General features: G+C 64.4%; 24 protein-coding genes and 1 tRNA gene. 5 read left to right on the top strand and 20 right to left on the bottom strand.

Annotated elements, in window-relative coordinates; all coding sequences use genetic code 11:
* The first annotated feature begins 123 nt into the window (after nt 1-123).
* On the top strand, nt 124-990 hold the full coding sequence (locus NGK62_RS25215) for a spermidine synthase (protein WP_251880865.1): 867 nt from the start codon (nt 124-126) through the stop codon (nt 988-990).
* 28 nt (nt 991-1,018) lie between these two features.
* Here the strand turns inward: NGK62_RS25215 and NGK62_RS25220 are convergent, their stop codons facing one another.
* From NGK62_RS25220 to NGK62_RS25230, 3 genes are all read right to left on the bottom strand, one after another.
* On the bottom strand, nt 1,019-1,771 hold the full coding sequence (locus tag NGK62_RS25220; RefSeq protein WP_118933337.1) for an SDR family oxidoreductase: 753 nt from the start codon (nt 1,769-1,771) through the stop codon (nt 1,019-1,021).
* A gap of 105 nt (nt 1,772-1,876) precedes the next feature.
* Nucleotides 1,877-3,148: a rhomboid family intramembrane serine protease gene (locus NGK62_RS25225; protein ID WP_251880867.1), complete on the bottom strand. Its 1,272-nt coding sequence runs from the start codon at nt 3,146-3,148 to the stop codon at nt 1,877-1,879.
* 96 nt (nt 3,149-3,244) lie between these two features.
* Entirely contained in the window at nt 3,245-3,691 is a 447-nt protein-coding gene (locus NGK62_RS25230; protein WP_251880869.1) for a hypothetical protein, read from the bottom strand.
* Nucleotides 3,692-3,833: 142 nt separating this feature from the next.
* Here NGK62_RS25230 and NGK62_RS25235 point away from each other — a divergent pair, with 142 nt between their 5' ends.
* Entirely contained in the window at nt 3,834-4,271 is a 438-nt protein-coding gene (locus tag NGK62_RS25235) for an acetyltransferase (RefSeq protein WP_059380533.1), read from the top strand.
* 146 nt (nt 4,272-4,417) lie between these two features.
* On the opposite strand, the gene NGK62_RS25240 is transcribed toward NGK62_RS25235, so the two are convergent.
* The 10 genes from NGK62_RS25240 to NGK62_RS25285 form a co-directional block, all read right to left on the bottom strand.
* Nucleotides 4,418-4,494: transfer RNA gene (locus tag NGK62_RS25240), tRNA-Pro, on the bottom strand.
* A gap of 220 nt (nt 4,495-4,714) precedes the next feature.
* On the bottom strand, nt 4,715-5,146 hold the full coding sequence (locus NGK62_RS25245) for a MerR family transcriptional regulator (protein WP_173142878.1): 432 nt from the start codon (nt 5,144-5,146) through the stop codon (nt 4,715-4,717).
* A gap of 57 nt (nt 5,147-5,203) precedes the next feature.
* The gene (locus NGK62_RS25250) at nt 5,204-5,545 is read right to left on the bottom strand and encodes an integration host factor subunit alpha (protein WP_054458248.1); all 342 of its coding nucleotides are present in this window, start codon (nt 5,543-5,545) and stop codon (nt 5,204-5,206) included.
* A gap of 3 nt (nt 5,546-5,548) precedes the next feature.
* On the bottom strand, nt 5,549-7,966 hold the full coding sequence (gene pheT / locus NGK62_RS25255) for a phenylalanine--tRNA ligase subunit beta (protein ID WP_251880871.1): 2,418 nt from the start codon (nt 7,964-7,966) through the stop codon (nt 5,549-5,551).
* A gap of 13 nt (nt 7,967-7,979) precedes the next feature.
* The gene (pheS, locus tag NGK62_RS25260) at nt 7,980-9,002 is read right to left on the bottom strand and encodes a phenylalanine--tRNA ligase subunit alpha (RefSeq protein WP_118933318.1); all 1,023 of its coding nucleotides are present in this window, start codon (nt 9,000-9,002) and stop codon (nt 7,980-7,982) included.
* A gap of 75 nt (nt 9,003-9,077) precedes the next feature.
* Entirely contained in the window at nt 9,078-9,437 is a 360-nt protein-coding gene (gene rplT / locus NGK62_RS25265) for a 50S ribosomal protein L20 (RefSeq protein ID WP_006218741.1), read from the bottom strand.
* 17 nt (nt 9,438-9,454) lie between these two features.
* Entirely contained in the window at nt 9,455-9,652 is a 198-nt protein-coding gene (gene rpmI / locus NGK62_RS25270; RefSeq protein WP_006218740.1) for a 50S ribosomal protein L35, read from the bottom strand.
* Between the two features lie 342 nt (nt 9,653-9,994).
* Nucleotides 9,995-11,524: a YifB family Mg chelatase-like AAA ATPase gene (locus NGK62_RS25275; RefSeq protein ID WP_251880873.1), complete on the bottom strand. Its 1,530-nt coding sequence runs from the start codon at nt 11,522-11,524 to the stop codon at nt 9,995-9,997.
* A gap of 183 nt (nt 11,525-11,707) precedes the next feature.
* Nucleotides 11,708-11,959, bottom strand: coding sequence for an accessory factor UbiK family protein (locus tag NGK62_RS25280; protein WP_054458252.1), 252 nt, complete (start codon nt 11,957-11,959; stop codon nt 11,708-11,710).
* Between the two features lie 180 nt (nt 11,960-12,139).
* Nucleotides 12,140-12,553 (bottom strand): DUF5339 family protein, encoded by a 414-nt coding sequence (locus tag NGK62_RS25285; RefSeq protein ID WP_251880875.1) that lies wholly within the window; start codon nt 12,551-12,553, stop codon nt 12,140-12,142.
* Nucleotides 12,554-13,093: 540 nt separating this feature from the next.
* On the opposite strand from NGK62_RS25285, the gene NGK62_RS25290 reads away from it, so the two are divergent.
* Together NGK62_RS25290 and amt are read left to right on the top strand one after the other, a co-directional pair.
* The gene (locus NGK62_RS25290; RefSeq protein WP_054458254.1) at nt 13,094-13,432 is read left to right on the top strand and encodes a P-II family nitrogen regulator; all 339 of its coding nucleotides are present in this window, start codon (nt 13,094-13,096) and stop codon (nt 13,430-13,432) included.
* Nucleotides 13,433-13,460: 28 nt separating this feature from the next.
* Nucleotides 13,461-14,699 (top strand): ammonium transporter, encoded by a 1,239-nt coding sequence (amt, locus tag NGK62_RS25295; RefSeq protein ID WP_013392915.1) that lies wholly within the window; start codon nt 13,461-13,463, stop codon nt 14,697-14,699.
* Between the two features lie 107 nt (nt 14,700-14,806).
* Here the strand turns inward: amt and ptsP are convergent, their stop codons facing one another.
* From ptsP to thrS, 6 genes are all read right to left on the bottom strand, one after another.
* On the bottom strand, nt 14,807-16,516 hold the full coding sequence (ptsP, locus tag NGK62_RS25300) for a phosphoenolpyruvate--protein phosphotransferase (protein WP_059380527.1): 1,710 nt from the start codon (nt 16,514-16,516) through the stop codon (nt 14,807-14,809).
* Between the two features lie 103 nt (nt 16,517-16,619).
* Complete coding sequence (locus NGK62_RS25305; RefSeq protein ID WP_013392913.1) at nt 16,620-16,889, bottom strand: HPr family phosphocarrier protein; 270 nt, start codon at nt 16,887-16,889, stop codon at nt 16,620-16,622.
* A 109-nt stretch (nt 16,890-16,998) separates the two neighbouring features.
* Nucleotides 16,999-17,400, bottom strand: coding sequence for a PTS sugar transporter subunit IIA (locus NGK62_RS25310; protein ID WP_054458255.1), 402 nt, complete (start codon nt 17,398-17,400; stop codon nt 16,999-17,001).
* Nucleotides 17,401-17,418: 18 nt separating this feature from the next.
* Nucleotides 17,419-18,390 carry a glutathione synthase gene (gshB, locus tag NGK62_RS25315; protein ID WP_251880877.1) on the bottom strand — a complete coding sequence of 324 codons (972 nt, stop codon included), beginning with the start codon at nt 18,388-18,390 and terminating at the stop codon, nt 17,419-17,421.
* Nucleotides 18,391-18,544: 154 nt separating this feature from the next.
* On the bottom strand, nt 18,545-19,096 hold the full coding sequence (infC, locus tag NGK62_RS25320) for a translation initiation factor IF-3 (RefSeq protein WP_080551054.1): 552 nt from the start codon (nt 19,094-19,096) through the stop codon (nt 18,545-18,547).
* Between the two features lie 20 nt (nt 19,097-19,116).
* Nucleotides 19,117-21,069, bottom strand: coding sequence for a threonine--tRNA ligase (gene thrS / locus NGK62_RS25325; protein WP_251880879.1), 1,953 nt, complete (start codon nt 21,067-21,069; stop codon nt 19,117-19,119).
* A gap of 598 nt (nt 21,070-21,667) precedes the next feature.
* Here thrS and NGK62_RS25330 point away from each other — a divergent pair.
* On the top strand, nt 21,668-22,408 hold the full coding sequence (locus NGK62_RS25330; protein WP_059380524.1) for a response regulator: 741 nt from the start codon (nt 21,668-21,670) through the stop codon (nt 22,406-22,408).
* 32 nt (nt 22,409-22,440) lie between these two features.
* On the opposite strand, the gene hemN is transcribed toward NGK62_RS25330, so the two are convergent.
* Nucleotides 22,441-23,871, bottom strand: coding sequence for an oxygen-independent coproporphyrinogen III oxidase (gene hemN / locus NGK62_RS25335; RefSeq protein ID WP_251880881.1), 1,431 nt, complete (start codon nt 23,869-23,871; stop codon nt 22,441-22,443).
* Nucleotides 23,872-23,910: the final 39 nt, after the last annotated feature.

Below are 23,910 nucleotides of genomic sequence, written 5' to 3' on the forward strand. Positions count from 1 at the left end.
GTTGATTTCTGCCGTCCCGAGGTTGCCGCAGCCTTGCCAGCCGGGGTCACGCGCCAACGCGCCGCACGGTAGGCCTCGGCGCACGATACGATGACGCGTCCCCCACTTGTTGCTTGCCGCTACATGCTCCGTATTGCCCTGCGCGCCATTCTCGTCCTTGTCATCGCCAGCGCCGCCTTGGTGCTGCTGCGAGGCACGGGCGGCCCCCAGCTGATCCACAGCGAAGATTCGCAGTTCGGCAAGCTGCTCGTGTTCGAGGAAAACGGCGAGCGATGCATGAACTTCAACTCCATGCACGACGTCGGCCGCCAGACCTGCATGAGCCTTGCGCATCCCGGGCAGCTGGTGTTTTCGTACACGCGCATGATGATGACCGCGCTCTACATCAATCCCAAGCCGCGCAACATCCTGATCGTCGGATTGGGCGGCGCCACGCTGCAGAAGACCCTGGCCGCGCTCCTGCCCGACACCGTCATCGATACCGTTGAAATCGATCCCGCCGTGGGCAAGGTCGCGGCGCGCTACTTCGGCTATCAGGAAGGCCCCAGGCAACGCCTCTTCCTGGAAGACGGCCGCGCCCACATCGAACGCGCCCATCGCGACGGCCTGCAATACGACATGGTGATGCTGGACGCGTTCGACGTCGACTACATCCCCGAACACCTGATGACGCTGGAGTTCCTGCAGCACGTGCGCGGCATCCTCGCGCCGGGCGGCGTGGCGGTGGCGAACACGTTCACCGAGAGCCAGCTATACGCGCGCGAATCGGCGACCTATGCCGCGGTGTTCGGAGAGTTCTTCAATCTGCAAACAGGCAATCGCGTCATCATGGCGGTCAACGGCGAACTACCCGGCCGCGATCAGCTTGCCCGCAATGCCAAGGCGCTGGAGGGCGTCCTCGGGCCGTTGGGCGTCAATGCCAAGGAAGCCCTGGACATGTACTCGCGCCGGCAGGCGGTTGCCAACGAGGCGCCGGTCTTGCACGATTGAGCGCACGCGGCGAGTGCTTGCCGCGCGCTCACTTCACCGCGGAGTTGCCGCCATCCGCATAAAGCGCCGACCCCGTCACGAAGCTTGCCATCGGGCTGGCCAGGAACAGCGCCGCCGAGGCGATTTCATCGGCCCGCGCAATCCGCTTCATCGCGTGCAGACTGGCCGCCCAGTCCTTCTGCTCCTGATTCCCGGCCATCTCGGTGTCCACTCCGCCAGGCAAGAGCGCATTGGCGCGGATGCCTTGCGCGCCGTAGTCCGCCGTAATGCCTTTGACCAAGCCCATCAGCGCGGCTTTCGACGTGCCGTAGGCAGCCATCCCGGGCAGGCCCACGCTCGTCCCCACAAAGCTGGACACGAAGACCAGCGCGCCGCCGCCCCGCTCCAGCATCGCCGGGATCTGATGCCGCGCCCCCAGGAACGCCGCCGTGAGATTGACGCTCAGCGTGTGTTCCCATTCGTCCAGGGCCACTTCCGCAAGCGGCTTGAAGGGCCCGATGGTGCCGGCATTGTTTATCGCGATATCCAGGCCGCCGAACTCGCGCTGCGCGCTCTGCGCCGCCAGTCTGTGCGTGTCCGGCAAGGCGACGTCTCCCGCCGCAACGCAGGCCCGCCCGCCAGCGCTTCTGATCTCATCGGCCACCTGCTCCAGCGGATCACGGCGCCTGGCCGTCAGCACCAGCGCCGCGCCTTCGGCTGCCAGGCGCAACGCCACCGCGCGCCCGATGCCCGAGGACGCGCCCGTCACCAAAGCCACTTTTCCAGCAAGAGATAAAGACATCGGCGTCTGCTCCAGGCACATGAACAATGCCTGCATCCTACGAATGCCGGGGCGCCTTGTCCTCCCGTTTATTGCTGCGTTTGCTTATGGCCCCGGTCGCTGGCGCTAGCGCTCGCAACTCCAGTATGGGCAACCAGACCGGCTGATGACCGCCAATGCGAGTTCACCCGGCCGCCGGAGTATCGCCTTCAGGGCTGCTGCCTGCGCCCGCAATTGCGCCGAATCGGTCCGATACATCCCCTTCGTGTCGAGCAGGAAGTTCATCTTCAAACGTGTCTGGCGCGCTGTTTCAGGATCGATCTCAGCGCCGTCTTTTTGAAAGACCGCGCCATAGATCCGGGTTTGAAGTTCGCAGTACTGGTCTGCCGCGGTCAATGCCTCTTGCGCAGCGGCAGCCGTGTAGAGTTTCCGCAACCCTGCGATCTGCGCGTGGCAGCTTTGGTATTGCTGCGGCATGAACCTCGCCAACAAGGCCAGATCCCTGTCGCCGGGTTTCGCGCAACCTCGCAGATCCGGCGTTTGCGATCCGTCGCGCGCAGCGGCGGACAACGCGCCGGCAATGCACTCATCCAGCGACGGAGCCTTCCATAGCGCCTGATCCGAGCCCAGCAATCCCATTTTTCCCAGCGTGCGCCCGAACTGGGCGGCGGCAAGCTGTTCCTGCATGTCGCGGTCATGATTGGCTAGCGTCACCGCCGCCAGCGCCGCGGCGCTGAGCATGCCCGTCGCGGCCAGGACCACCGCCGCCGTCATCGGCCGCAAGCGCTCGGCGTATAGCGCGATACCCGCAAGCAGTGCTCCCGACAGCAAGCCGCCCAGGTGCGCCGCGTTGTCGACGTCGAACGCGAAGCCGGCGCCGAAGGTCAGCACCAGGCTGAACAGCAGATTGCCGGGAGGGATGTGCGGCCGGCCCATGCGCCGGTCATGCAGGCCATAAACGATCGCCGCCCCGAAAATGCCCAGGATCGCGCCCGAAGCCCCGCAGCTCAGGAAAAAATCGTCGCGATGCCATAGCGCCGTAGCCAGGCTGCCGCACAGGCCAGATAGCAGATACACGCCCAGGAACACCCAGGAGCGCATACGCGCCTCCAGAATGATCCCCAGCGACCACAGCGCCAGCATATTGATTGCCAGATGCAGGAAGCCGACATGCAGGAACATGCTGGTGAACAGGCGCCAGTATTCCCCGGACAAGGTCAAGGCGGGCACGTTTCCGCCCCAATCGATCAGGAACGAGGTTTCGCTCAGGCTCTCGAACGCCCGCGAGTCCAAAAATCCCGCCACGCCGTACACCGCGACATTGCAGGCAATCAGCAGAAGCGTGATCTTGCTGGCGAATATTCTTTTGAGCAGGGACCGGCGTTGGGATAGAGGCATCAGGTAGGCATATCGAAGAGTGGGCGTTATCTTAACCAAGCCGGGCGTGACGTCGCAGGGGTTCGCGGTGCGCGATTTACCACCGCGGTGAGCGACTCAACCGCCAGCCTTGGTTGCAGGCTTCTCGTTGCTGCATCCTTCGTATTGATATCGGCCCGGCTTGCCGAGCCTCGCCGTAAATGTGCAGGACTCGCCGGAATACGCGTGCGTGGCCTGCACTTTCAGCACATTGCCCCCGACGAGCACGCTCTGCTTGCCCTGCCCGCAACTCCAGAAGGTGGTTGAGAGTTCAGCAAAGGTCTGTTCCGCGACGGGTTTCGCGAGGCGGCCGTCGGCCGCGGACCCGATCCATTGAATCCGTACGCGGCAGCTGACGTGCTCGAAGCCGACCTCTTCCACGACAATCCGGTACGCGCCCGTGGCTGCGCCGTCGGTCCAGCGGCCGCCCTGCACCACGCGCGCGACCGACGTGTCCGCCTGCGTTTCGGCAACGGCGTTGGCCGCCTGTAGCGTCAGCAAAAGGAGCAACGCAAGAGTTCTCATGACTTTCATCCGCAGACCGCCTGGAGTAATCAGTGACCATCAAGCGCACCGTCGTTGCGCTGCCGAGCACTTATACCATTCAGGTACGCACCAGATCGTCGTCAATTTGACGACGCAAAAGGAAATCCAATACTCTGCGCCGATGATTACGATAAGAACCTCCCGCCCCGACGAAGGCGCGCGCGCCGTCGAAATCTGGCGCAATGCGGTGGACGCCACGCACGACTTTCTTTCACCCGAGGATCGCCAGGCCATCGACGAGATGGTGTGCGGCTTTCTCCCCCAAGTGCCGCTCTGGCTTGCGGTCGACGCCAACGATTATCCGCAGGCATTCATGCTGATCGACGACGGCCACATGCAGGCGTTGTTCGTCGATCCCGCCTGCCGCGGCACAGGCATCGGCGCCGCGCTGGTGCGGCACGGACTCTCGCTTCATCCCAACATGACGACGGACGTCAATGAACAGAATGGCCAGGCGGTAGGCTTCTATGAAAGGATGGGCTTCAAGCGTACAGGACGTTCGCCGCTTGATGATCAAGGCAGGCCATACCCGCTGATCCATCTGGCGTATCGAAGCTGATCGGAAGAAAATAAAAGCCACCTGCATCAGGTGGCTTTCTTTTGGCAGGCGCCGATGCATTGGACTTGCGTTGGTCGCATCGAAAATAGATGCAGCAAAAATGAAAAGGCCGTCAGTGATTTCTCACTGACGGCCTTTGGAACTACTGGTCGGGACGGCGGGATTCGAACTCGCGACCCCTTGCACCCCATGCAAGTGCGCTACCAGGCTGCGCTACGCCCCGAAAGAAAAAGAGTATAGCAGAACAAAAAATTGTTTGCACGCATTCGTGCAAAAAAAGTGCTGAATACTCAAAAAAAATTTCGCGCTGTGTTCATCGAGTGCATCAACCGCATGCGCGTCGATGATTGCAGCGCGAGGTACTGCTCAATGCAACGCGCGGCATAAGCCGCGCGTTGCAGGTACTGCGTTCAAACAATATTGGGAAAGACGACGCGCCGCGTTCAGGCCGCGGGGCTGGCGTTGCTGGCGCTTGCGCCTGCAACGTTCGCCGCCGTGCCCAAGGCTTCGGCCAGCATCGTCGAGACGTTGCCCAGCTCATTACGCAAGGCTTGCATCTCGGCGCCCGACAGGCGCACTGCCGCGTCCTGATCGTGCGGCACGTCGCGCGCATCGCCCAGGCGATTGCGCGCGCCGCTGATCGTGAAGCCTTGCTCATACAGCAGCGAGCGGATGCGGCGGATCAGCAGCACTTCGTGATGCTGGTAGTAGCGGCGGTTGCCGCGCCGCTTCACCGGCTTGAGCTGCGTGAATTCCTGTTCCCAATACCGCAAGACATGAGGCTTGACGCCACACAGGTCGCTGACTTCACCGATGGTGAAGTAACGCTTGGCGGGAATGGGCGGTAAGGTAACGGTGGATTCGGTACGTGTCATAAGGGGATTTTATGCCGCGATGCGTCAGGTGCCGATAACAATTGCCGACAAAGCGTATCACTCCTCGGCGTCGGGTGCTGCGGGCGCTGCCTGCTCCACCACGCTCTTGAGCTTTTGGCTCGCGTGGAAGGTAACCACGCGGCGCGCGGCGATGGGGATGGTTTCGCCGGTCTTGGGATTGCGGCCAGGGCGCGGCGGCTTGTCGCGCACCTGGAAGTTGCCGAAACCGGAGAGCTTGACGGAATCACCGCGCGCCAAGGCGTCGCGGATTTCCTCGAAGAAAGTATCGACGATGTCCTTGGCTTCGCGCTTGTTCAGGCCGACCCGCTCGAAGAGCAGTTCGGCCAGTTCAGCCTTGGTCAGAGTGCGCGGCTCGGCAGCAAGCATACTGTTCCCCATGGTTCAAGCGCGTTGGCGAGCGCCGTGCGCAGCCACCAAGGCTTCCTTGATGCGTGCCAGGCAATCCGCCACGCGGGCCTCGTCCAGCGTGACCTCAGTGTCCTGTAGCCAGAAACGGAAAGCAAGGCTTTTCTCCGAGACGGGCTCGCTGCCTTGGGCCTTCTCGCGCCACACGTCGAACAGGCGCGCGTCCTGCACCACCGACAGCTGCGGGTCCGCCTTGACGGCCGCGGCGACGGTGTCGAGCATGGATTGCGCCGACACATGAGCATCGACCCACAGCGCCAGATCGCGCACCACCACGGGCTGGCGCGAGAGTTCACGCACTTGCGGCAGTTCGCCTTCGGACAGCGCGGCGACGTCCATTTCGAACACGACAGGCGCGTGCGCCAGGTCGGCTTGTTGCGCCCAGCGCGGATGCAGCTCGCCGATCCAGCCGACATGCTTGCCGTCCAGTTCGATGCGGGCGCCGCGGCCCGGATGCAGAGCGGGATGCGAGGCGGCTTCAAAGCGCAGACGGCTGCCGCGCGCGCCGAACAGCGCCTCGACATCCATCTTCACATCATAGAAGTCCACCTGGCGCGTTGCGGCGCCCCACTGTTCTTCCACGGCCGGCCCCCAGGCCGCGCCCGCCAGTTTCATGGGCTGGCGCACGCCGGCCACTTCCAGCGGACCATCCTGGGCGGACGCATCGCGCATGAATACGCGGCCCAGTTCGAACAGGCGCACGCGCGTCTGCTTGCGATTGGCGTTGTGGCGGATGTTGGCAATCAGGCCGCCGATCAGGCTGGAGCGCATGACCGACAGATGGCTGGCAATCGGGTTGACCAGGCGCACCGGCGTCTCGTTGCCGGCGTAGTCGCGTTCCCAATCGGCTTCGACGAAGCTGTAGTTCACGACTTCCTGGTAGTCCTGCGCGGCGGTGAGGCGGCGCAGCGCGTGGGCGCCACGGCGGATCTCCGGCTGCGAGTACATCTTGGCGCGCGCCATGGGCGGCTCGGCCGGAATGTTTTCAAAACCGTAGATGCGGGCCACTTCCTCGATCAGGTCTTCCTCAAGCTCCAGGTCGAAGCGGTAGGACGGTGGCGTGACGACGAAGTCGTCGCCTTCGATCTTGAAGTCCAGGCCCAGGCTGCCGAAGATCTTGGCGACTTCGGCCTGCGTGACGGGCACGCCCAGCACGCGGTGGCAACGCGCCAGGCGCATGCGCACAGGTTCGCGCTTGGGCAGGTTGACGATCTGATCATCCAGCGGGCCGGCTTCGCCGCCGCAGATGTCAATGATCAGGCGCGTGATGAATTCGATGTGCTCGGGGATGGTGGCGTAGTCCACGCCACGCTCGCCGCGGTGGCTGGCTTCCGAGCTGAACTTGTAGCGGCGCGCGCGGCCGGCGAGCGACTGCGGCCACCAGAACGCGGCTTCCAGATAGATGTTGCGGGTATCGAGCGTGACCGAGGTGGCTTCGCCGCCCATGATGCCGGCCAGGCTTTCCACCTGGTCGCCGGCCACTACCACGCCGACCTTGGAGTCCAGCGCAACGGTCTGGCCGTTCAGCAGTTCGAGCGTCTCGCCTTCGCGGGCCCAGCGCACGCTGAGGTCGCCGCGGATCTTGTCCAGGTCGAACACGTGCGAGGGGCGGCCCAGTTCGAGCATGACGTAGTTGGAGATGTCCACCAGCGCCGACACCGAACGTTGGCCGGCGCGCTCCAGGCGCGTCTTCATCCATTCAGGAGTCGCGGCGCGGGCGTTGACGCCGCGGATCACGCGGCCGCCAAAACGGCCGCACAGATCGGGCGCTTCGACCTTGACCGGCAGGCGCTCATCCAGCGTGACGGGCACGGCGACGGCCGTGGGTACCGACAGCGGTGCGCCAGTCAGGGCGGCCACTTCGCGCGCGACGCCCAGGATGGACAGGCAGTCGGCGCGATTGGGCGTCATCTTCAGCGTGAAGAGCGTGTCGTCCAGATCCAGCGCCTCGCGGATCGACTGGCCCGGCGTCATGTCGGCAGGCAGTTCCAACAGGCCCGCATGGTCTTGCGACAGGCCCAGTTCGCGGGCCGAGCACAGCATGCCCGAGGACTGCACGCCGCGCATCTTGGCCACGCCGATCTTCATGCCGCCAGGCAGCTCGGCGCCGACGCGCGCCAGCGGCACCTTCAGGCCGGCAGCCGCGTTGGGCGCGCCGCACACGATCTGCAGCAGTTCGCCGGAGCCGTCGTCCACTTTGCAGACGCGCAGCTTGTCGGCGTCGGGGTGCGGCGCGATTTCGACGATGTGGCCCACGACCACGCCGGTAAAGGCGGGCGCGGCGGGCACGGTGTCTTCGACTTCCAGGCCGGCCATGGTAAGCCGGTGTGCAAGTTCATCGGTGGCGATGGCGGGGTTGACCAGCGTACGCAGCCAGGATTCGGGAAATTGCATGATCAGCCGTCTGTTATTCGTTGAACTGGCGCAGGAAGCGCAAATCGCCTTCGTAGAACTGGCGCAGATCGTTGACGCCGTAGCGCAACATGGTCAGGCGCTCAAGTCCGGAACCGAAGGCAAAGCCGATGTAGCGTTCGGGATCGAGGCCGAAGTTGCGCACCACTTGCGGATGCACCTGGCCCGAGCCGGAAATCTCCAGCCAGCGGCCGCGGTTCGGACCCGAGGTGAACATCATGTCGATTTCGGCGGACGGCTCCGTGAACGGGAAGAACGACGGGCGGAAACGCACGGCCAGGTCGTCGGTTTCAAAGAAGCAGCGCAGGAAATCGGTGTACACGCCCTTGAGGTCAGCAAACGAGATGTCCTCGGCGATCCAGAGCCCTTCCACCTGGTGGAACATGGGCGAGTGCGTGGCGTCGCTGTCGACGCGATAGGTGCGCCCCGGCGCGATGACCTTGATGGGCGGCTTGTGCATGCGGGCGTAACGCACCTGCATGGGGCTGGTGTGCGTGCGCAACAGCAGCGGCAGGCCGTCGGCGTCGTTCATGTCGACGTAGAACGTGTCCTGCATGGAACGCGCCGGATGGTCCAGCGGGTTGTTCAAAGCGGTGAAATTGGTCCAGTCGTTTTCCACTTCGGGGCCGTCGGCCACGTCGAAGCCTATGGAACGGAAGATCTCTTCCACGCGTTCCCAGGTCCGGATCACCGGATGGATGCCGCCCGGCGCGCGACCGCGGCCCGGGAGGGTGACGTCAATGGTTTCGGATGCCAGGCGGGCGTCCAGTTCAGCCTGTGCCAGCGCGGCGCGGCGCAGGTTCAGGAGCTCTTCGACCTGTTGCTTGGCCTGATTGATCCGGGCGCCCATCTCGCGCTTCTGCTCGGGTTCGAGCTTGCCTAGGGCTTTGAGCAGCACCGTCAGCGCGCCTTCCTTGCCCAGGAACCGAGCCTTTGCATTTTCCAGCGCGGCGGCATCGGAGGCCGCGGCGAAGCGTTCTTGCGCCTGGGAGACCAGGTCGTCAACCGTTTGAGTCATGAAATCCAGCCTTCAAAACGCAAACGGGGCCATTACAGCCCCGTTTGCAGCGATGCGCGATGAGTTAAAGCGCGATCAGGCAGCCAAGGCAGCCTTGGCTTGCTGCACGATGGCGGCAAAGCCGGCCTTGTCGCGCACGGCCAGGTCGGCCAGAACCTTGCGGTCGAGTTCGATCGAAGCCTTCTTCAGGCCGGCGATGAACACGCTGTAGCTGACGCCATGTTCGCGGACGGCGGCGTTGATACGCGTGATCCACAGAGCACGGAACGTGCGCTTCTTGTTACGACGGTCGCGGTAGGCGTATTGGCCAGCGCGCATGACTGCTTGCTTGGCAATACGGAACACATTACCGCGGCGGCCACGGTAACCCTTGGCGGCGGCAATGACTTTCTTGTGACGTGCGCGGGCGGTTACGCCGCGTTTGACGCGAGGCATAGTAGATCTCCCTTAGATCAAGCGAAAGGCATCATGGCCTTGACGGAGGCCACGTTGGATTCATGGACCGCCGTCGAGCCGCGCAGTTGACGCTTGGCCTTGGTGGTCTTCTTGGTCAGAATGTGGCGCTTGAACGCCTGACCGCGCTTGATGGAGCCGCTGCCGCGAACCTTAAAGCGCTTGGAGGCGCTTTTCTTGGTTTTCATCTTGGGCATGTTGATTCCCTAAACTAAACACTCATTGTTGATATGCATGACACCAGGTGCTTGACGCATGGACGGCCGATGAAACCTTCCATGGCGGCAAAACTTGGAGACCTGTTGCCACTTCTTGGGGTACTACTTGGGGTACTTCCGGGGGGTACTTCTTGGGATACTTCTCGAAGTACTTCCGGGGTACTTTCCGCCAGCATCGCTGCCAAGCGGATTCTCCCCAGAGAAGGTCAAATCTGATCCGGATCCGGGAAAGCCTTTGATTATATGGTGATTTCCTGCATTTTGTCGAGCCAGGCAGCCGGCAAAGCGCAACCCAGGCTCATTGGGCGTCCGCAGGGAGTCTCATACGCCCGGCCGCCGGTACTGCACAGCCTGGGCAATGTGGCGGGCGCCCAGGGCGTCCTCCCCTTCCAGATCGGCGATCGTGCGCGCCACCCGCAGCGCCCGGTGCATGGCGCGGGCCGAGCCCGCCAGGCGGCGCATGGCCTGCAGCAGCAGGGCCTGGCCTTCGTCATCCAGACGGCAATGCTCGTCCAGTTCCGCTCCCGCCAGCGCAGCGTTGGGCTTGCCCTGGCGGGCCTGCTGGCGCTGGCGGCAACGCGCCACACGTTCGCGGACCGGGCCGGACGCCTCCCCCGGCGGCTTGCCCATCCATTCGGGGTCGGATGGCGGCAAGGCCACGTGCAGATCGATGCGGTCCAGCAACGGACCCGATATCTTGCCTGCATAGCGCGCCACCTGATCCGGCGTGCAGGCGCAGGGCCGCCCCGGGTGCCCACGCCAACCGCAAGGACACGGATTCATGGCCGCCACCAACTGGAAACGGGCAGGAAACTGCGCTGCGCGCAGCGCCCGTGCGATGACCACCCTGCCCGTCTCCAGGGGTTCGCGCAGGGCCTCCAGCGTACGGCGGCTGAACTCCGGCAATTCATCCAGAAACAGCACCCCATGATGCGCGAGGCTGATCTCGCCTGGACGGGGACGGCTCCCCCCGCCCACCAGCGCCGCCGCCGTGGCGGAATGGTGCGGCGCCCGGAACGGAGGCTGGCCCACGGGCGCGTCGGACAAGCCAGCCAGCGCGGCAACGGCGGCCACTTCCAACGCCTCGCCGCGCGCCAGCGGCGGCAGCAGCCCCGGCAGGCGCGCCGCCAACATGCTCTTGCCCGCCCCCGGCGGCCCTATCATCAAGAGACTATGTCCGCCCGCCGCAGCAACCTCCAGGGCCCGCCGCGCCCCCGGCTGCCCCCGCACGTCCGACAGGCACGGCCCGGGCGCGGTCGCCGGCCAGGGCCGGGGTACGGCGTTGGGCAATAGACACGCACCGGCGGCGTGCGCAGCCACGTCGGCCAATGTGCGCGCCGACAACACGCGCAGCCCGGGAACCCAGGCTGCCTGCTCGGCGCTGCCCGCAGGCAGGATGAGCGTGGCGCCGGGCGCCTCCCGGGCGACGCTCAGCGCGATGACCAGCGGCGCCGCGACCGGCACCAACGCGCCAGTCAGGGATAGCTCGCCGGCCAGCACCAAGTCGGCCAGGGCCGGATCGCGAACGGGTGATTCCGGATCACGGACGTCCGCCGGCGCGGCCAACTGGCCGGAGGCCAGCAGCAGGCCCAGGGCAATGGGCAGGTCGAAACGCCCCGACTCCTTGGGGATGTCGGCGGGCGAAAGATTGACGGTGATCCTGCCTGGCGGGAACTCGAAACCGCTATTCAGGATGGCCGCGCGCACGCGCTCGCGGCTTTCGCGCACTTCGGTATCGGGCAGGCCGACCACATTGAAGCTGGGCAGGCCCGGGCCCAGATGCGTTTCCACGCGGACCGCATGGGCATCCAGGCCGCACAGGGCGCGGCTGGCAAGTACGGCTAGCGTCAAGGCGGCCTCCGAGTAAGAGCTGAGTCCGCCAGTATCCGCAAACGCGAGGCGTCCGCGGCGGCGGCCGTGACAGAAGCATCACGCCCGCCCGCCACAGATGCGCACGCGGAAATGGAAAACGGCCGCTGATCGCGGCCGTTTCCGGGAAGCGTTCCCTGCCGGCCGCGATGCGGCCGCCAGCGCTTACTTGTCCAGCGCGGACAAGCGCGACTCCAGCTGCTGCACCTGCGCGGCCAATTGGTCCACCCGGGCGCGGGTGCGCGCCAGCAGGTCGGCCTGGACGTCGAATTCCTCGCGCGTGACGAGATCCAGCTTGGAGAATGCCTGCGTCATCATCGCGCGCACGTTGCGCTCCACATCCGCAGCCGGGCTGCGGGCGATCAGGTCGGAGATGTTCTTCTGGATGTCTTCCATCCACTGGGTGCGATTGTTCATGACGGCCTCACTGTGTTCTTGATGCCTCAAGTGTAGTGCGTCGGAATGCCGTTTCCGGACCCGTCCGGCAAAAAAGGGCCGCCTCGATCCAAAAAAAGAGGGCGGGCCGCATGCGGTGACCGCCCTTCAAAGCACAGGAGAAAACCGGGCTGCCATGGCGGCAACCCCCTACCAACATCGTTACGGGCAACCCATCTGGCTTGCCGACTGCGTGAACGCATCCGACGACTGCTTGCATTGCGCCGCCAGCTGCGCCTTGTCGCTGACCGCACCCCATTGCGCCCTGGCCGCGTCAAGCTGCTCCTTGATCGCGGCGGCAGCCGGATTGCCGCTGCCGAGCTTGTCCATGCAGGCATTGATCTTGGCGACGTAGGCCTCGCACTCGGCGGGAACGGACGCCACAGCGCCTGCCGCTGGAGCAGCCGAGGAAGGCGGAGTTGCGGGTGGAGGCGGCGTCGCGGGAGCCGCAGGTGCGGGCGCAGGAGCGGTGGCGGCCGGCGCAGCAGCCTTTTCTTCGCTCTTGTTGCAACCGGCCAGCGCGGCGAGCGACGCGGCCAGGGCCAAAGTGCAGAAAGCCTTGCGGTGGATCTTCATGACTACCCCTTCCCGTTCCTGCTTTCTCTTGGAGATCCGTCGACGCGGAGGCTCCGCCTGCGGCCCAGCCTGTTTGGGGACAGGCTTGAACTGATATCGATTCTTCTGCAGCCGCTCTTCGGCAACAAGCCGACGGGTGTAAACCCTCGTATCACGCGACCGCGCCGGCCGCACCGATTCCGGCGCGCTCCGACGTCTCGCCGCATGTCTGTCGATTTGCGCCAGAGGCGCGCCACGCATGGCTCTGCGGGCAACAGGCGGTCCGTCGATGGCTCTATAAATAAGCTGATATGCCAATATAAAACGCAATAAAACACGCATCAATTTGCTACAAATATTGGTTGAGAAACATATCTTGTTGCTTGCCCCAAGGGCTGGCGCGGCGCACCAACTTGAAGCCGACCAGCGGTGCATGAAGCACCAAATCGGTGCAATCAGGCACACCTTCAGCGCACCAACCTCCTCCGCTGGGCCATGTCCGACATGGCATGGAATTTGCTTGATAGGTGAGGCCAACGTGCAACCATGAGAGGAAATGCCATGAAACTCATCATCGCCATCATCAAGCCCTTCAAGCTCGACGAAGTGCGGGTGGCTCTATCCGGGATCGGCGTCCAGGGTCTGACTGTCACTGAAGTAAAGGGATTTGGCCGCCAGAAGGGCCATACCGAGCTGTATCGCGGCGCCGAGTACGCCGTCGATTTCCTGCCCAAGCTGCGCGTCGAAGCCGCCGTGCCTGACCATCTGGTCGATCAGGTCATTGAAGCCATCGAACAGGCGGCCCGCACCGGCAAGATCGGCGACGGCAAGATCTTCGCCGCGCCGCTCGAACAAGTGATCCGCATCAGAACGGGTGAATCCGGCGAAGCTGCGCTGTAAATAAATAAAGACTCAATGGAGCCTGAAAATGGATAAAGCAGATATCTCCTGGTTGCTCGTCTCTACCCTGCTTGTATTGATGATGGCCGTACCCGGTCTGGCGATGTTCTATGGCGGCCTGGTGCGCAGCAAGAACGTGTTGTCCGTGCTGCTGCAGGTGCTGTGCACGTTCGTGCTGGGCCTGGTGCTCTGGTTCATCTACGGATATTCCCTTGCCTTCACCGAAGGCAACGCCTTCTTCGGCGGCCTGTCGCGCGCCTTCTTCTCCGGCATGTTCACCCCGTCCGACGGCAAGTACGCCATGTCGAACTCGCTGACCGAACTGCTGTTCGCCTCCTTCCAGGCCACCTTCGCCGGCATTACCTGCGCGCTGATCGTCGGCAGCTTCGCCGAACGCGCCCGCTTCTCGGCGGTGCTGGTGTTCACGGTGATCTGGTTCACGTTCGCCTACGTACCGATTGCCCACATGGTCTGGTTCGCGTCCGAAACGGCGCCGGGCCTGCTGAACGCCAAGGGCGCCCTGGACTTCGCCGGCGGCACCGTGGTGCACATCAACGCCGGCGTGGCCGGCCTGGTGGGCGCCTACGTGGTGGGCAAGCGCGTCGGCTACGGCCGCGAAGCCATGCAGCCGCACAACCTGCCGATGACCTTCGTGGGCGCGGCGCTGCTGTGGGTGGGCTGGTTCGGGTTCAATGCCGGCTCCGCCTTGGCCGCCAATGAGAACGCCACCCTGGCCTTCTTCAACACCATGATCGCGACCGCCGGCGCCGTACTGTCCTGGCTGTTCACCGAATGGGCCGTCAAGGGCAAGCCCTCGATGCTGGGCGCCGCCTCGGGCGCCGTCGCCGGCCTGGTCGGCATCACCCCGGCCGCCGGCCTGGTGGGTCCGGTGGGCGCGCTGGTTATCGGCGTCATTGCCGGCATCGTCTGCGTCTGGGGTGTCAACGGCCTGAAGCGCCTGCTGCGCGCCGACGACGCGCTGGACGTATTCGGCGTACACGGCGTGGGCGGTATCGTGGGCGCCCTGCTGACTGGCGTGTTCAATGCGCAGATCCTCGGCGGTCCCGGCCTGGCCGAGCCGGGCATGATCGGCCATCAACTGTGGGTCCAGCTGGAAGGCGTGCTGCTGACCATTGTCTGGTCCGGCGTGGTGGCGTGGATCGCCTACAAGATCGCCAACGCCCTGTGCGGCATGCGCGTGCCGGAAGACCAGGAGCGCGAAGGCCTGGACGTCACCAGCCACGGCGAATCGGCGTATCACAGCTAAGTCAGAAGCCTCTCCCCCCGCCGGCCGGATGGCATGGGCGGGCGGGGATAAGAAAGGCGCCGGGGCATTCCGCCCCGGCGCCTTTTTTCATGCAGCGGCGAACCGCCTCAGGCCAGGTCCAGCGTGTCCAGGTCTACCGGCAAGGCGCGGTTCAGGGCGCTGGCCACCTTCACGCGCAAGGCGTTGGAGTGCGCGCGCCGGACCTCGCGCTTGACGTCCAGCAGCTGCTGGGGGTGCATGGAGAACTCGGTCAGGCCCAGGCCCAACAGCAGCCGGGTCATGCGCGAATCCCCCGCCATCTCGCCGCACACGGCAACCGGCTTGCCGGCGCGCTCGCCCGCATTGATGGTGTGCGCAACCAGGCGCAGCACCGCGGGATGCAGCGGATCGTACAGGGACGCCACGTCGTGGTCGCCGCGGTCGATCGCCAGCGTGTACTGGATCAGGTCGTTGGTGCCGATGGACAGGAAATCCAGCGCCTGCGCGAACGGTTCGATGGCGATGGCGATGGCGGGCACCTCGACCATGGCGCCCACGTCCATGTGGGGCGCGTAGGCCTGGCCGCGCGCATCGAGCTCGCGGCGGGCGGATTCGATGGCAGCCTTGGTCGCCACCACCTCGTGCATGTGCGCGATCATGGGAATCAGCAGGCGCACGGGCCCGTGTGCCGAGGCCCGCAGTATGGCGCGCAACTGGGTCGCGAACATCTCCGGGCGCGCCAGGCAATAGCGGATGGCGCGCTGGCCGAGCGCGGGATTGGTGGCCACGGTGGCCTCGCCGTCCAGCGTCTTGTCCGAGCCGATGTCCAGCGTGCGGATGGTGACCGGCCTGCCGGCCATCACCTTGACCACCGACGAATAGGCTTCGTACTGCTCTTCCTCGCCCGGCAGGTCCGGACGTCCCATGAAGAGGAATTCGCTGCGGAACAAGCCGATGCCGTGCGCGCCGGAAGCCAGCGCCAGCGCGGCTTCCTCAGGCAATTCGATGTTGGCGTGCAGCACCACATCGATGCCGTCCAGCGTGACCGAAGGCTCGTCGCGCAGCAGGCTCAGCTCGGCGCGCTCGTCGGCATAGGCCGACTGGCGGCGGCGGTATTCCTCGAGAATGCGGCTGGACGGATTGACGATCACCGCGCCGGCCGCGCCGTCGATGATCAGCATGTCGCCGTCGCGAACCAGTTCCCGCACGTTGCCCATGGCGACCACCGCGGGCACGGCCATGCTGCGCGCCACGATGGCGGTATGCGAAGTAGGACCGCCCAGGTCCGTCACGAAGGCGGCAAAGCGGCCGCCGCGCAGGCGCAGCATGTCGGCGGGCGAAATGTCGTGGGCCACGACCACCAGCGCGTCGTCGCCGCCCATGTGAGACATGTCGGGCAGGATCGCCGAGGTGCCGGCCAGCACATGCAGTACCCGTTCGATGACCTGGCGCACGTCGGCCCCGCGCTCGCGCAGGTACTCGTCTTCCATGGCGTCGAATTGCTGGCCCAGGATCTGGCCCTGCGTCGTCAAGGCCCATTCGGCGTTGTAGTGGCGTTCGGCGATCAGCGCCAGGGTCTGCTCGGCCAGCAGCGGGTCGCCCAGCAGCAGGCTGTGCACGTTGAGCATGGCGCCGAGCTCGCGCGGCGCGTCGGCCGGCAAGGTATCGGCCAGCTGCAGCAGTTCCTGCTGCGCCGAAGCCAGCGCATCGGTGAGCCGGCTGCTTTCGGCAGGCACATCCTCGGGCGAGATGCGGTAGTGCGCGACCTCCAGCGCCGCCGCGCCCATGACGACCGCGCGGCCGATGGCATATCCCTTGGCGACGCCTTTGCCGTACAAACAGACAACGGGGCCGGCAAAGCCAGCCCCGTTGGGTGCATCATGGAGGGTCGTAGACGCGCCGGCCTGGGCGATGCTCAGGCCGGCGGATTCGGAAGAAATTCTATTCCTGCTCACCGAATTTGCTATCGAACAATGATTGAATTTCAGAAAGGGCCTGATCGGCGTCATTGCCGGAGGCCTCCAGCTTTACCGTCACACCGAGCCCGGCCGCCAACATCATGACGCCCATGATGCTCTTGGCGTTCACGCGCTGCGCGCCGCGCGAGATGAAGATCTCGCTGGAAAACTTGCTGGCCAGCTGCGTCAGCTTGGCCGCCGCCCGGGCATGCAGGCCCAGTTTATTGCTGATGACGATGTCTGTATTAGGCATAGGAAATATTATGGCTGCGGCATGAGGCCGCAGTGTTGATCACAGCAAACCGTCGAACCGTCAATCGGCCTGAATGGATAGCCGACATAATAGGGCAAACTTCCGCCCGTCAGTCTACACGTAAGACACCCTGAAGCCCCCCGGCCAGCGCCTTCTCGCGGGTTTCGGCCAAGGGCAGATTGCGATAGGTCAGGGCCCGCAGCAGCATCGGGGTGTTCAATCCGGCCAGCACGCAGCACTGAATGCCCTGGGCCTGGGCATCGGAGACGGCGCGCTTGGCAATATTGGCGGGCGTGGCGCCGATCAGGTCGGTCAGCACCAGTACGCCCGCGCCGTGCTCCTGCTCCAGGATGTCCTTGAGGACTTGCGGCGCCAGATCGTCCGGCCGGTCTTCAGGCTGGATGTCGTGTATGGCCAGCATGCCGTCCAGGTTGCCCATGACGTGGCTGGCGCAATCGCGTATCGCTGCGCCCAGGGGCGCGTGCACGACGATGACTATACCGGTGGTCATGACAGGAATCCTGGCGGGTCAAGCGGCAGCGGCAGGGGGCGCCACGGCCTTTTCCAGCGCCTGGACGAACATGCCCGCGACGTCGAAACCGGTTTGCTCCGCGATTTCCACGAAACAGGTAGGGCTGGTGACGTTGACTTCGGTAACGTAATCGCCAATGACGTCCAGGCCGACCAGCAGCAGGCCGCGGGCGGCCAGCTTGGGGGCCACGGCCTCGGCGATCTCGCGGTCGCGCGGGGAAAGTTCCTGGGCCACCCCGCGGCCGCCGGCCGCCAGGTTGCCGCGGGTTTCACCGGCCAGCGGAATGCGGGCCAGGGAATACGGCACCGGCACCCCGCCGATCAGCAGGATGCGCTTGTCGCCCTTGACGATGTCGGGAATGTAGCGCTGCGCCATGATGGTGCGCGCGCCATTGTCCGTCAGCGTTTCCAGGATGGCGTTGAGATTGGGATCCTTGGGCTGCAGCCGGAACACGCCCGTGCCGCCCATGCCGTCCAGCGGCTTGACGATGACATCGCGATGCTCGTCGTGGAACGCCTTCAGGCGGGCCATGCTGCGGGTCACCAGCGTAGGCGCGGTGAACTCGCTGATTTCGGTGATGGCCAGCTTTTCGGGATGGTTGCGGATCGCCGCGCCGCTATTGAAGACGCGGGCGCCTTGCGCCTCGGCGTACTCGAGCAGGTGCGTGGAGTAGACATACTCCATGTCGAACGGCGGATCCTTGCGCATGACCACCGCGCCGAATTCCGCCAACGGCAGATCCTGGGCGGCAGACTCGCGCCACCAGTCGTGGCCGTGCAGATCGGCGTCCGCGACCAATTCGATGGGGGTGGCCGCGGTCTTGACCGTGCCCGCCTCGATATAGAGATCGCCCTGCATGGCCACGCTTAACGTATGGCCGCGCGCCACCAGGGCGCGCATCATGGCGACAGAGCTGTCCTTGTACGCCTTGAGCAGCGGCAAGGGATCCAAAACGAACAATACATGCATCGCGACACCCTGAACGGACACCGCCTTCCCTCGCGGGAAGGCGGCTTTATGACATCGTAGCGCAGAGCCGCCCAATTAGCGAACCCGCCGGCGCCATGGCTGGCGGCAGATCGCACAAGCGGCGTAGCCTCCCTGGGGAGACTACGGCAGGAGCTCAGGCAGCCGATTCAGGCTTGCCCGCAGGCACGGCCTTTTTCTTCGGCGCCAGCACCATGACCATCTGACGGCCTTCGAGCTTCGGCATGGCTTCGACCTGGGCAAGTTCCAGCAGATCGTCGCGCACACGTTCAAGCACCCGCATACCGAGTTCCTGGTGAGCCATTTCGCGGCCACGGAAACGCAGCGTCACCTTGGCCTTGTCGCCTTCTTCGAGGAAGCGGCGCAGGTTGCGCAGCTTGACCTGGTAGTCGCCCTCGTCGGTGGCCGGACGGAATTTGACTTCCTTGACCTGGATGACCTTCTGCTTGGAACGAGCTTCGGCTTGGCGCTTCTGCTCCTGGTACTTGAATTTGCCGTAGTCCATCAAACGGCAGACCGGCGGTTCGGCGTTCGGCGCGATTTCCACCAGATCCACGTCGCTTTGCTCGGAAAGACGGAAGGCGTCGGCAATCTTGACGATGCCGAGCTGTTCTCCGTCCAGACCTATCAGGCGCACCTCGGGGACGCGGATTTCACCGTTGATGCGATTGGCTTTTTCAGTGGCGATGTTGAAAGCTCCTAGAAATGTTAAGCAGCGCTGCTATCAGGATGAACGACGTCGCGACGGGCGGAAACGTCCTCGGACAAACGCGCGACGAACTCGTCGTATGCGATGGCTCCAAGATCCAATCCGCCCAGTCCGCGTACGGCTACGGTGCCGTTTTGCTTTTCCTTGTCGCCGACGACGAGGATGTACGGCACCTTTTGCAGGCTGTGCTCCCGAATTTTACGAGTGATTTTTTCACCGCGCAAATCGGACTCTACTCTAAAGCCTTGTTTTTTCAGGCTTTGCGTGATTTCAGCCGCATAATCGGCCGAAGGTTCGGAAATGCAGCACACGACCGCCTGCACCGGAGCCAGCCAGGGAGGCATGGCGCCGGCGTGGTTTTCGATCAGCATGCCGATAAAACGCTCCAGCGAACCGAGGATCGCGCGGTGCAGCATGACCGGCGGGCGGCGCTGGTCGTTCTGGTCCACGTACTCGGCGCCCAGGCGCACGGGCATGGAGAAATCGACCTGGATCGTGCCGCACTGCCAATGGCGGCCGATGGCGTCCTTCAGGGTGTATTCCACCTTGGGGCCATAGAAGGCGCCCTCTCCCGGCGAGATCTCGAATTCGCAACCCGTGCGGCGCAGGCTCTCCATCAGGGCGGCTTCCGCCGTATCCCAGACTTCGTCCGTGCCGATGCGCTTTTCCGGACGCGTGGCGACCTTGTACAACACTTCCGTGAAGCCGAAGTCGCGGTAGACCTTTTGCAGCAACGCCGTGAAATCGGCGCACTCGTCCTGCAGTTGTTCTTCGGTACAGAAGATGTGGCCGTCGTCCTGCGTGAAGCCGCGCACGCGCATCATGCCGTGCAGCGAACCCGAGGGTTCGTTGCGGTGGCACTGGCCGAATTCGCCGTAGCGCAGGGGCAGCTCGCGATAGGAATGCAGGCCGGCATTGAAGATCTGCACGTGGCCCGGGCAGTTCATCGGTTTCAGGCCATAGACGCGGTTCTCGGACTCCGTCGTGAACATGTTTTCACGGTAGTTGTCCCAGTGGCCCGTCTTTTTCCAGAGCGAAATGTCGAGGATCTGCGGCGCCTTCACTTCCTGGTAGCCGTTGTCGCGGTAGACGGAGCGCATGTACTGCTCCACCTGCTGCCACAGCGCCCAGCCCTTGGGGTGCCAGAAGATCAGGCCCGGGGCCTCGTCCTGGAAATGGAACAGGTCCAGCTCGCGGCCGATCTTGCGGTGGTCGCGGCGTTCGGCCTCTTCCAGCATGTGCAGATAGGCTTCCTGCTCTTCCTTGGTCGCCCAGGCCGTACCGTAGATGCGCTGGAGCATCTCGTTCTTGCTATCGCCGCGCCAGTAGGCGCCGGCCACCTTCATCAGCTTGAAGACCTTCAGCTTGCCCGTGGACGGCACGTGGGGGCCGCGGCAAAGGTCGATGAAGTCGCCTTCACGGTACAGGCTGAGCGGCTCGTTCGACGGAATCGAGGCGATGATCTCGGCCTTGTACTTTTCGCCGATGCCCTTGAAGAACTCAACGGCGTCGTCGCGCGACCATTCCTCGCGCGTGACGACTTCGTCCTTCTTGGCGAGTTCGGCCATCTTCTTCTCGATGGCGGCCAGGTCTTCGGGCGTGAACGGGCGCTTGTACGAGAAATCGTAGTAGAAGCCGTTGTCGATCACCGGACCAATGGTGACCTGGGCATCGGGAAACAGCTCCTTGACGGCATAGGCCAGCAAGTGCGCCGTCGAGTGGCGGATCAGATCCAGGCCGTCGGCGTCCTTGGCGGTGACGATGGCGAGGCGCGCGTCGCCCTCGATGCGGAAGCTGGTGTCGACCAGCTTGGAATCCGAGCCCTCAAACGTCACGCGGCCGCCCAAGGCGGCCTTCGCCAGGCCCGTACCGATCGATTGCGCCACTTCGGCAACCGTTACCGGCCCCGGATATTGGCGCTGCGAACCATCGGGCAATGTGATCTGTACCATCGGGAGTGCTTCCTGGGGGGTTCTGGGAACTAAAAAACAAAATACGGAAACGAAAAACGCGGCCAGAGAGCCGCGTTTCTTGGATTGTCTTGCTGAGTCCTACCGCTGACCTGACACGGTGAAACCCGACGCACGAAAACTTAACGCGACATAGGGCGAAAGTTCCGGGTCGTAGTTCGTGCCAGCGGGAAAAACATGGTGTCTGGACCTAATGATGCTCGCCGCAGCGGCAGGGATCAAAAACAGCAAACAATGCACCGCGCAACAGAAGCTGTGCTTATCGTCCACGATTGTATCACTACTTACGCCTTTTCCGTGGCTAAAGCGCCACAACACGCCCTTCAGGGCGCGTCGGTTGCGCCCGCCGGCGCGCGCGGGCGCCATAACTCAAAACCTCATCTGCCGTCGCGGCCTAAATCCCGGCTGTTCCACGCGTGCTTCTCGCATATATGACAGGTCGACGGTGCAACAGTCTGATATTGGCGCGATTCACCTCCCGCAGGCCATGCGAAAACGTAATCTGCCTTCGCAAATTCAGGACACCCGCGACCTGCGCAATCGACCGCCGGCGTTCCCCCATCCTGCATGTGGAGCATCGATGAAAACTGTCTCAGCGCTCACCCTCAAAGCGCCCCCGCACCTCAACCCCGAGCCCGCCGACAGCGGCGACCGCCCGGGCACGCGCCGGCACCTGCTCCTGTCCCGGCCGCCGCCTCTCATCAAGGTGGCGATCCTGGACGACCACCCCGTGGTTGCCGTGGGCGTGGGCGCCTATCTGGAGAGCCGGCCGGGTTTCCGGGTGGTGCATCGGGAAACTTCGGCACGTTCCCTATTGGAGAAACTGTCCCACTCGCCCTGCGAAGTCGCCCTCGTCGATTTCTACCTGCCCCTGGAACCCTGGGATGGCGTGAACTATCTGCGGCGCCTGCGCCGCCACCACCCGGAAATGGCGCTCATCACCTTCTCGGCGGGCAGCCGCCAGGAAACCCAATACGCCGCCTTTCGCGCAGGCGCGAACGGCTACTTCGCCAAGGAATGCGGCATGGTGCTGCTGCCGGAAATGATCCGCGGCGTGCTGGCTGGCAAAGAGGCGTTCCTCACGGTGCAGGACGGCAAGGTCCGGCCGCAGCAGCCGACGCACCCTCATTCGGCCTTGACCACCTCGGAAGTGGAGGTACTGCGCCACATCAGCCAGGGCCTGTCCGTCACGCAGATCTCGGCGCGCCTGATGCGCAGCAAGAAGACCATCAGCACCCACAAGCGCCGCGCCATGCGCAAGCTGCAGCTGTCCGACGATTTGTCGCTGGCGCTCTATCTTCGGGAGAAGTTCGCCGAATGAACGCAGCCCCAGGCTCCGCGCGACGCCGCGGCTCAGATGATCCGCGAGTAACTCGCCGCGGTGCCCGGCGCCTGCAGGTAGCCGTCGAACGCCATGGCGACGGCTCGCACGAAGTACCAGCCCAGGCCGGTCACCCGCAGCTCGTCGGGGCGCAGGTTGACCAGGCCCAGCTCGGCCAGATTCGCCATCTGCCGCAGTTCCGGGCCAAAGCTGTCGGCGAACCGCAGTCCGTGGCGCGTCTCGATCCGGCTGTAGTCCACGCGGCCCTGGCACATGATGTCCATGATGATCTCGCGCCGAACCAGATCGTCCGTGCTCAGCGCCAGCCCTCTTTCGACGGCGAAGCGCCCCGCTTCGATCGCTGCGTAATACTCGTCCAGGACCTTGGCGTTCTGGCTGTAGGTATTGCCAATGCGGCCGATCGCGGACACGCCCAGCGCGACCAGGTCGCGGTCGGGCTGCGTGCTGTAGCCCTGGAAATTGCGGTGCAGTTCCCCCTTGCGCTTGGCGATCGCCAGCGCATCGGTTTCCAGCGCGAAATGGTCCATGCCGATGTAGGCATAGCCCTGCTTCAGGAAACCGTCGATGGCGGCGCTCAGCAGCCCCACCCGCGTCTCCCTGTCGGGCAGGTCGGCCTCGTTGATGCGGCGCTGCGGCTTGAAGCGCGCGGGCAGATGAGCGTAGGCATACAGCGCGATACGGTCGGGTCGCAACGCAATGACCTGCGCGATGGTGCGGGCAAAGGATTCCGTGGTCTGCAGCGGCAGGCCATAGATCAGATCCATGTTGACCGAGGCATAGCCCAAGGCCCGGGCGCTCAGCATCAGCGCCCGCACGTCTTCGAACGACTGCATGCGATGCACCGCCGCCTGCACCCGAGGATCGAAATCCTGCACGCCGAAACTCAGGCGGTTAAAGCCCAGTTCGCGCATATGGGCCAGGCGCTCGGGCGTGGCGGTGCGCGGATCGACCTCTATCGAGATTTCCGCGTCGGGCTCGAAGCGGAAGGCGCGGCGCAGGTTTGCCATCAGGCGCGACAATTCCTCGTCGGACAGGAAGGTCGGCGTGCCGCCCCCGAAATGCAACTGCGATACGGGCACACCCTCGCCCAGCTCGCGCACATGCAGCTCGATCTCCGCCGCCAGTGCGTCCAGATAGCGGGCGGCGCGGTCGTGGTGGCGGGTCACCACCTTGTTACAGGCGCAGTAATAACAGACCGACTCACAGAACGGAATGTGCACGTAGAGCGACAAAGGCTCAGCCGGCGCCGCCGCGCGGCGCTGCTGCAGCGCCTGCCGGTACTCCTGCTCGCCGAAACCGCCGTGATACCGGTCGGCCGTGGGATACGAGGTATAGCGGGGTCCGTTCTTGTCCAGCCGCGCCAGCAGTTGGGGCGGGAACAATGGGCTGGCGGCGGAGGGCTCGCGGGATTCTGTCTGTGACGGGCGTAGGGCGGCTTGCATACCTGGAATTATTCGCCTGCGCCGGCCAGTCCGGGTTGA

It is taken from the genome of Achromobacter sp. Marseille-Q4954 (genome assembly GCF_943737025.1).
GTDB classification, from domain to species: Bacteria; Pseudomonadota; Gammaproteobacteria; order Burkholderiales; family Burkholderiaceae_B; genus Achromobacter; species Achromobacter bronchisepticus_A.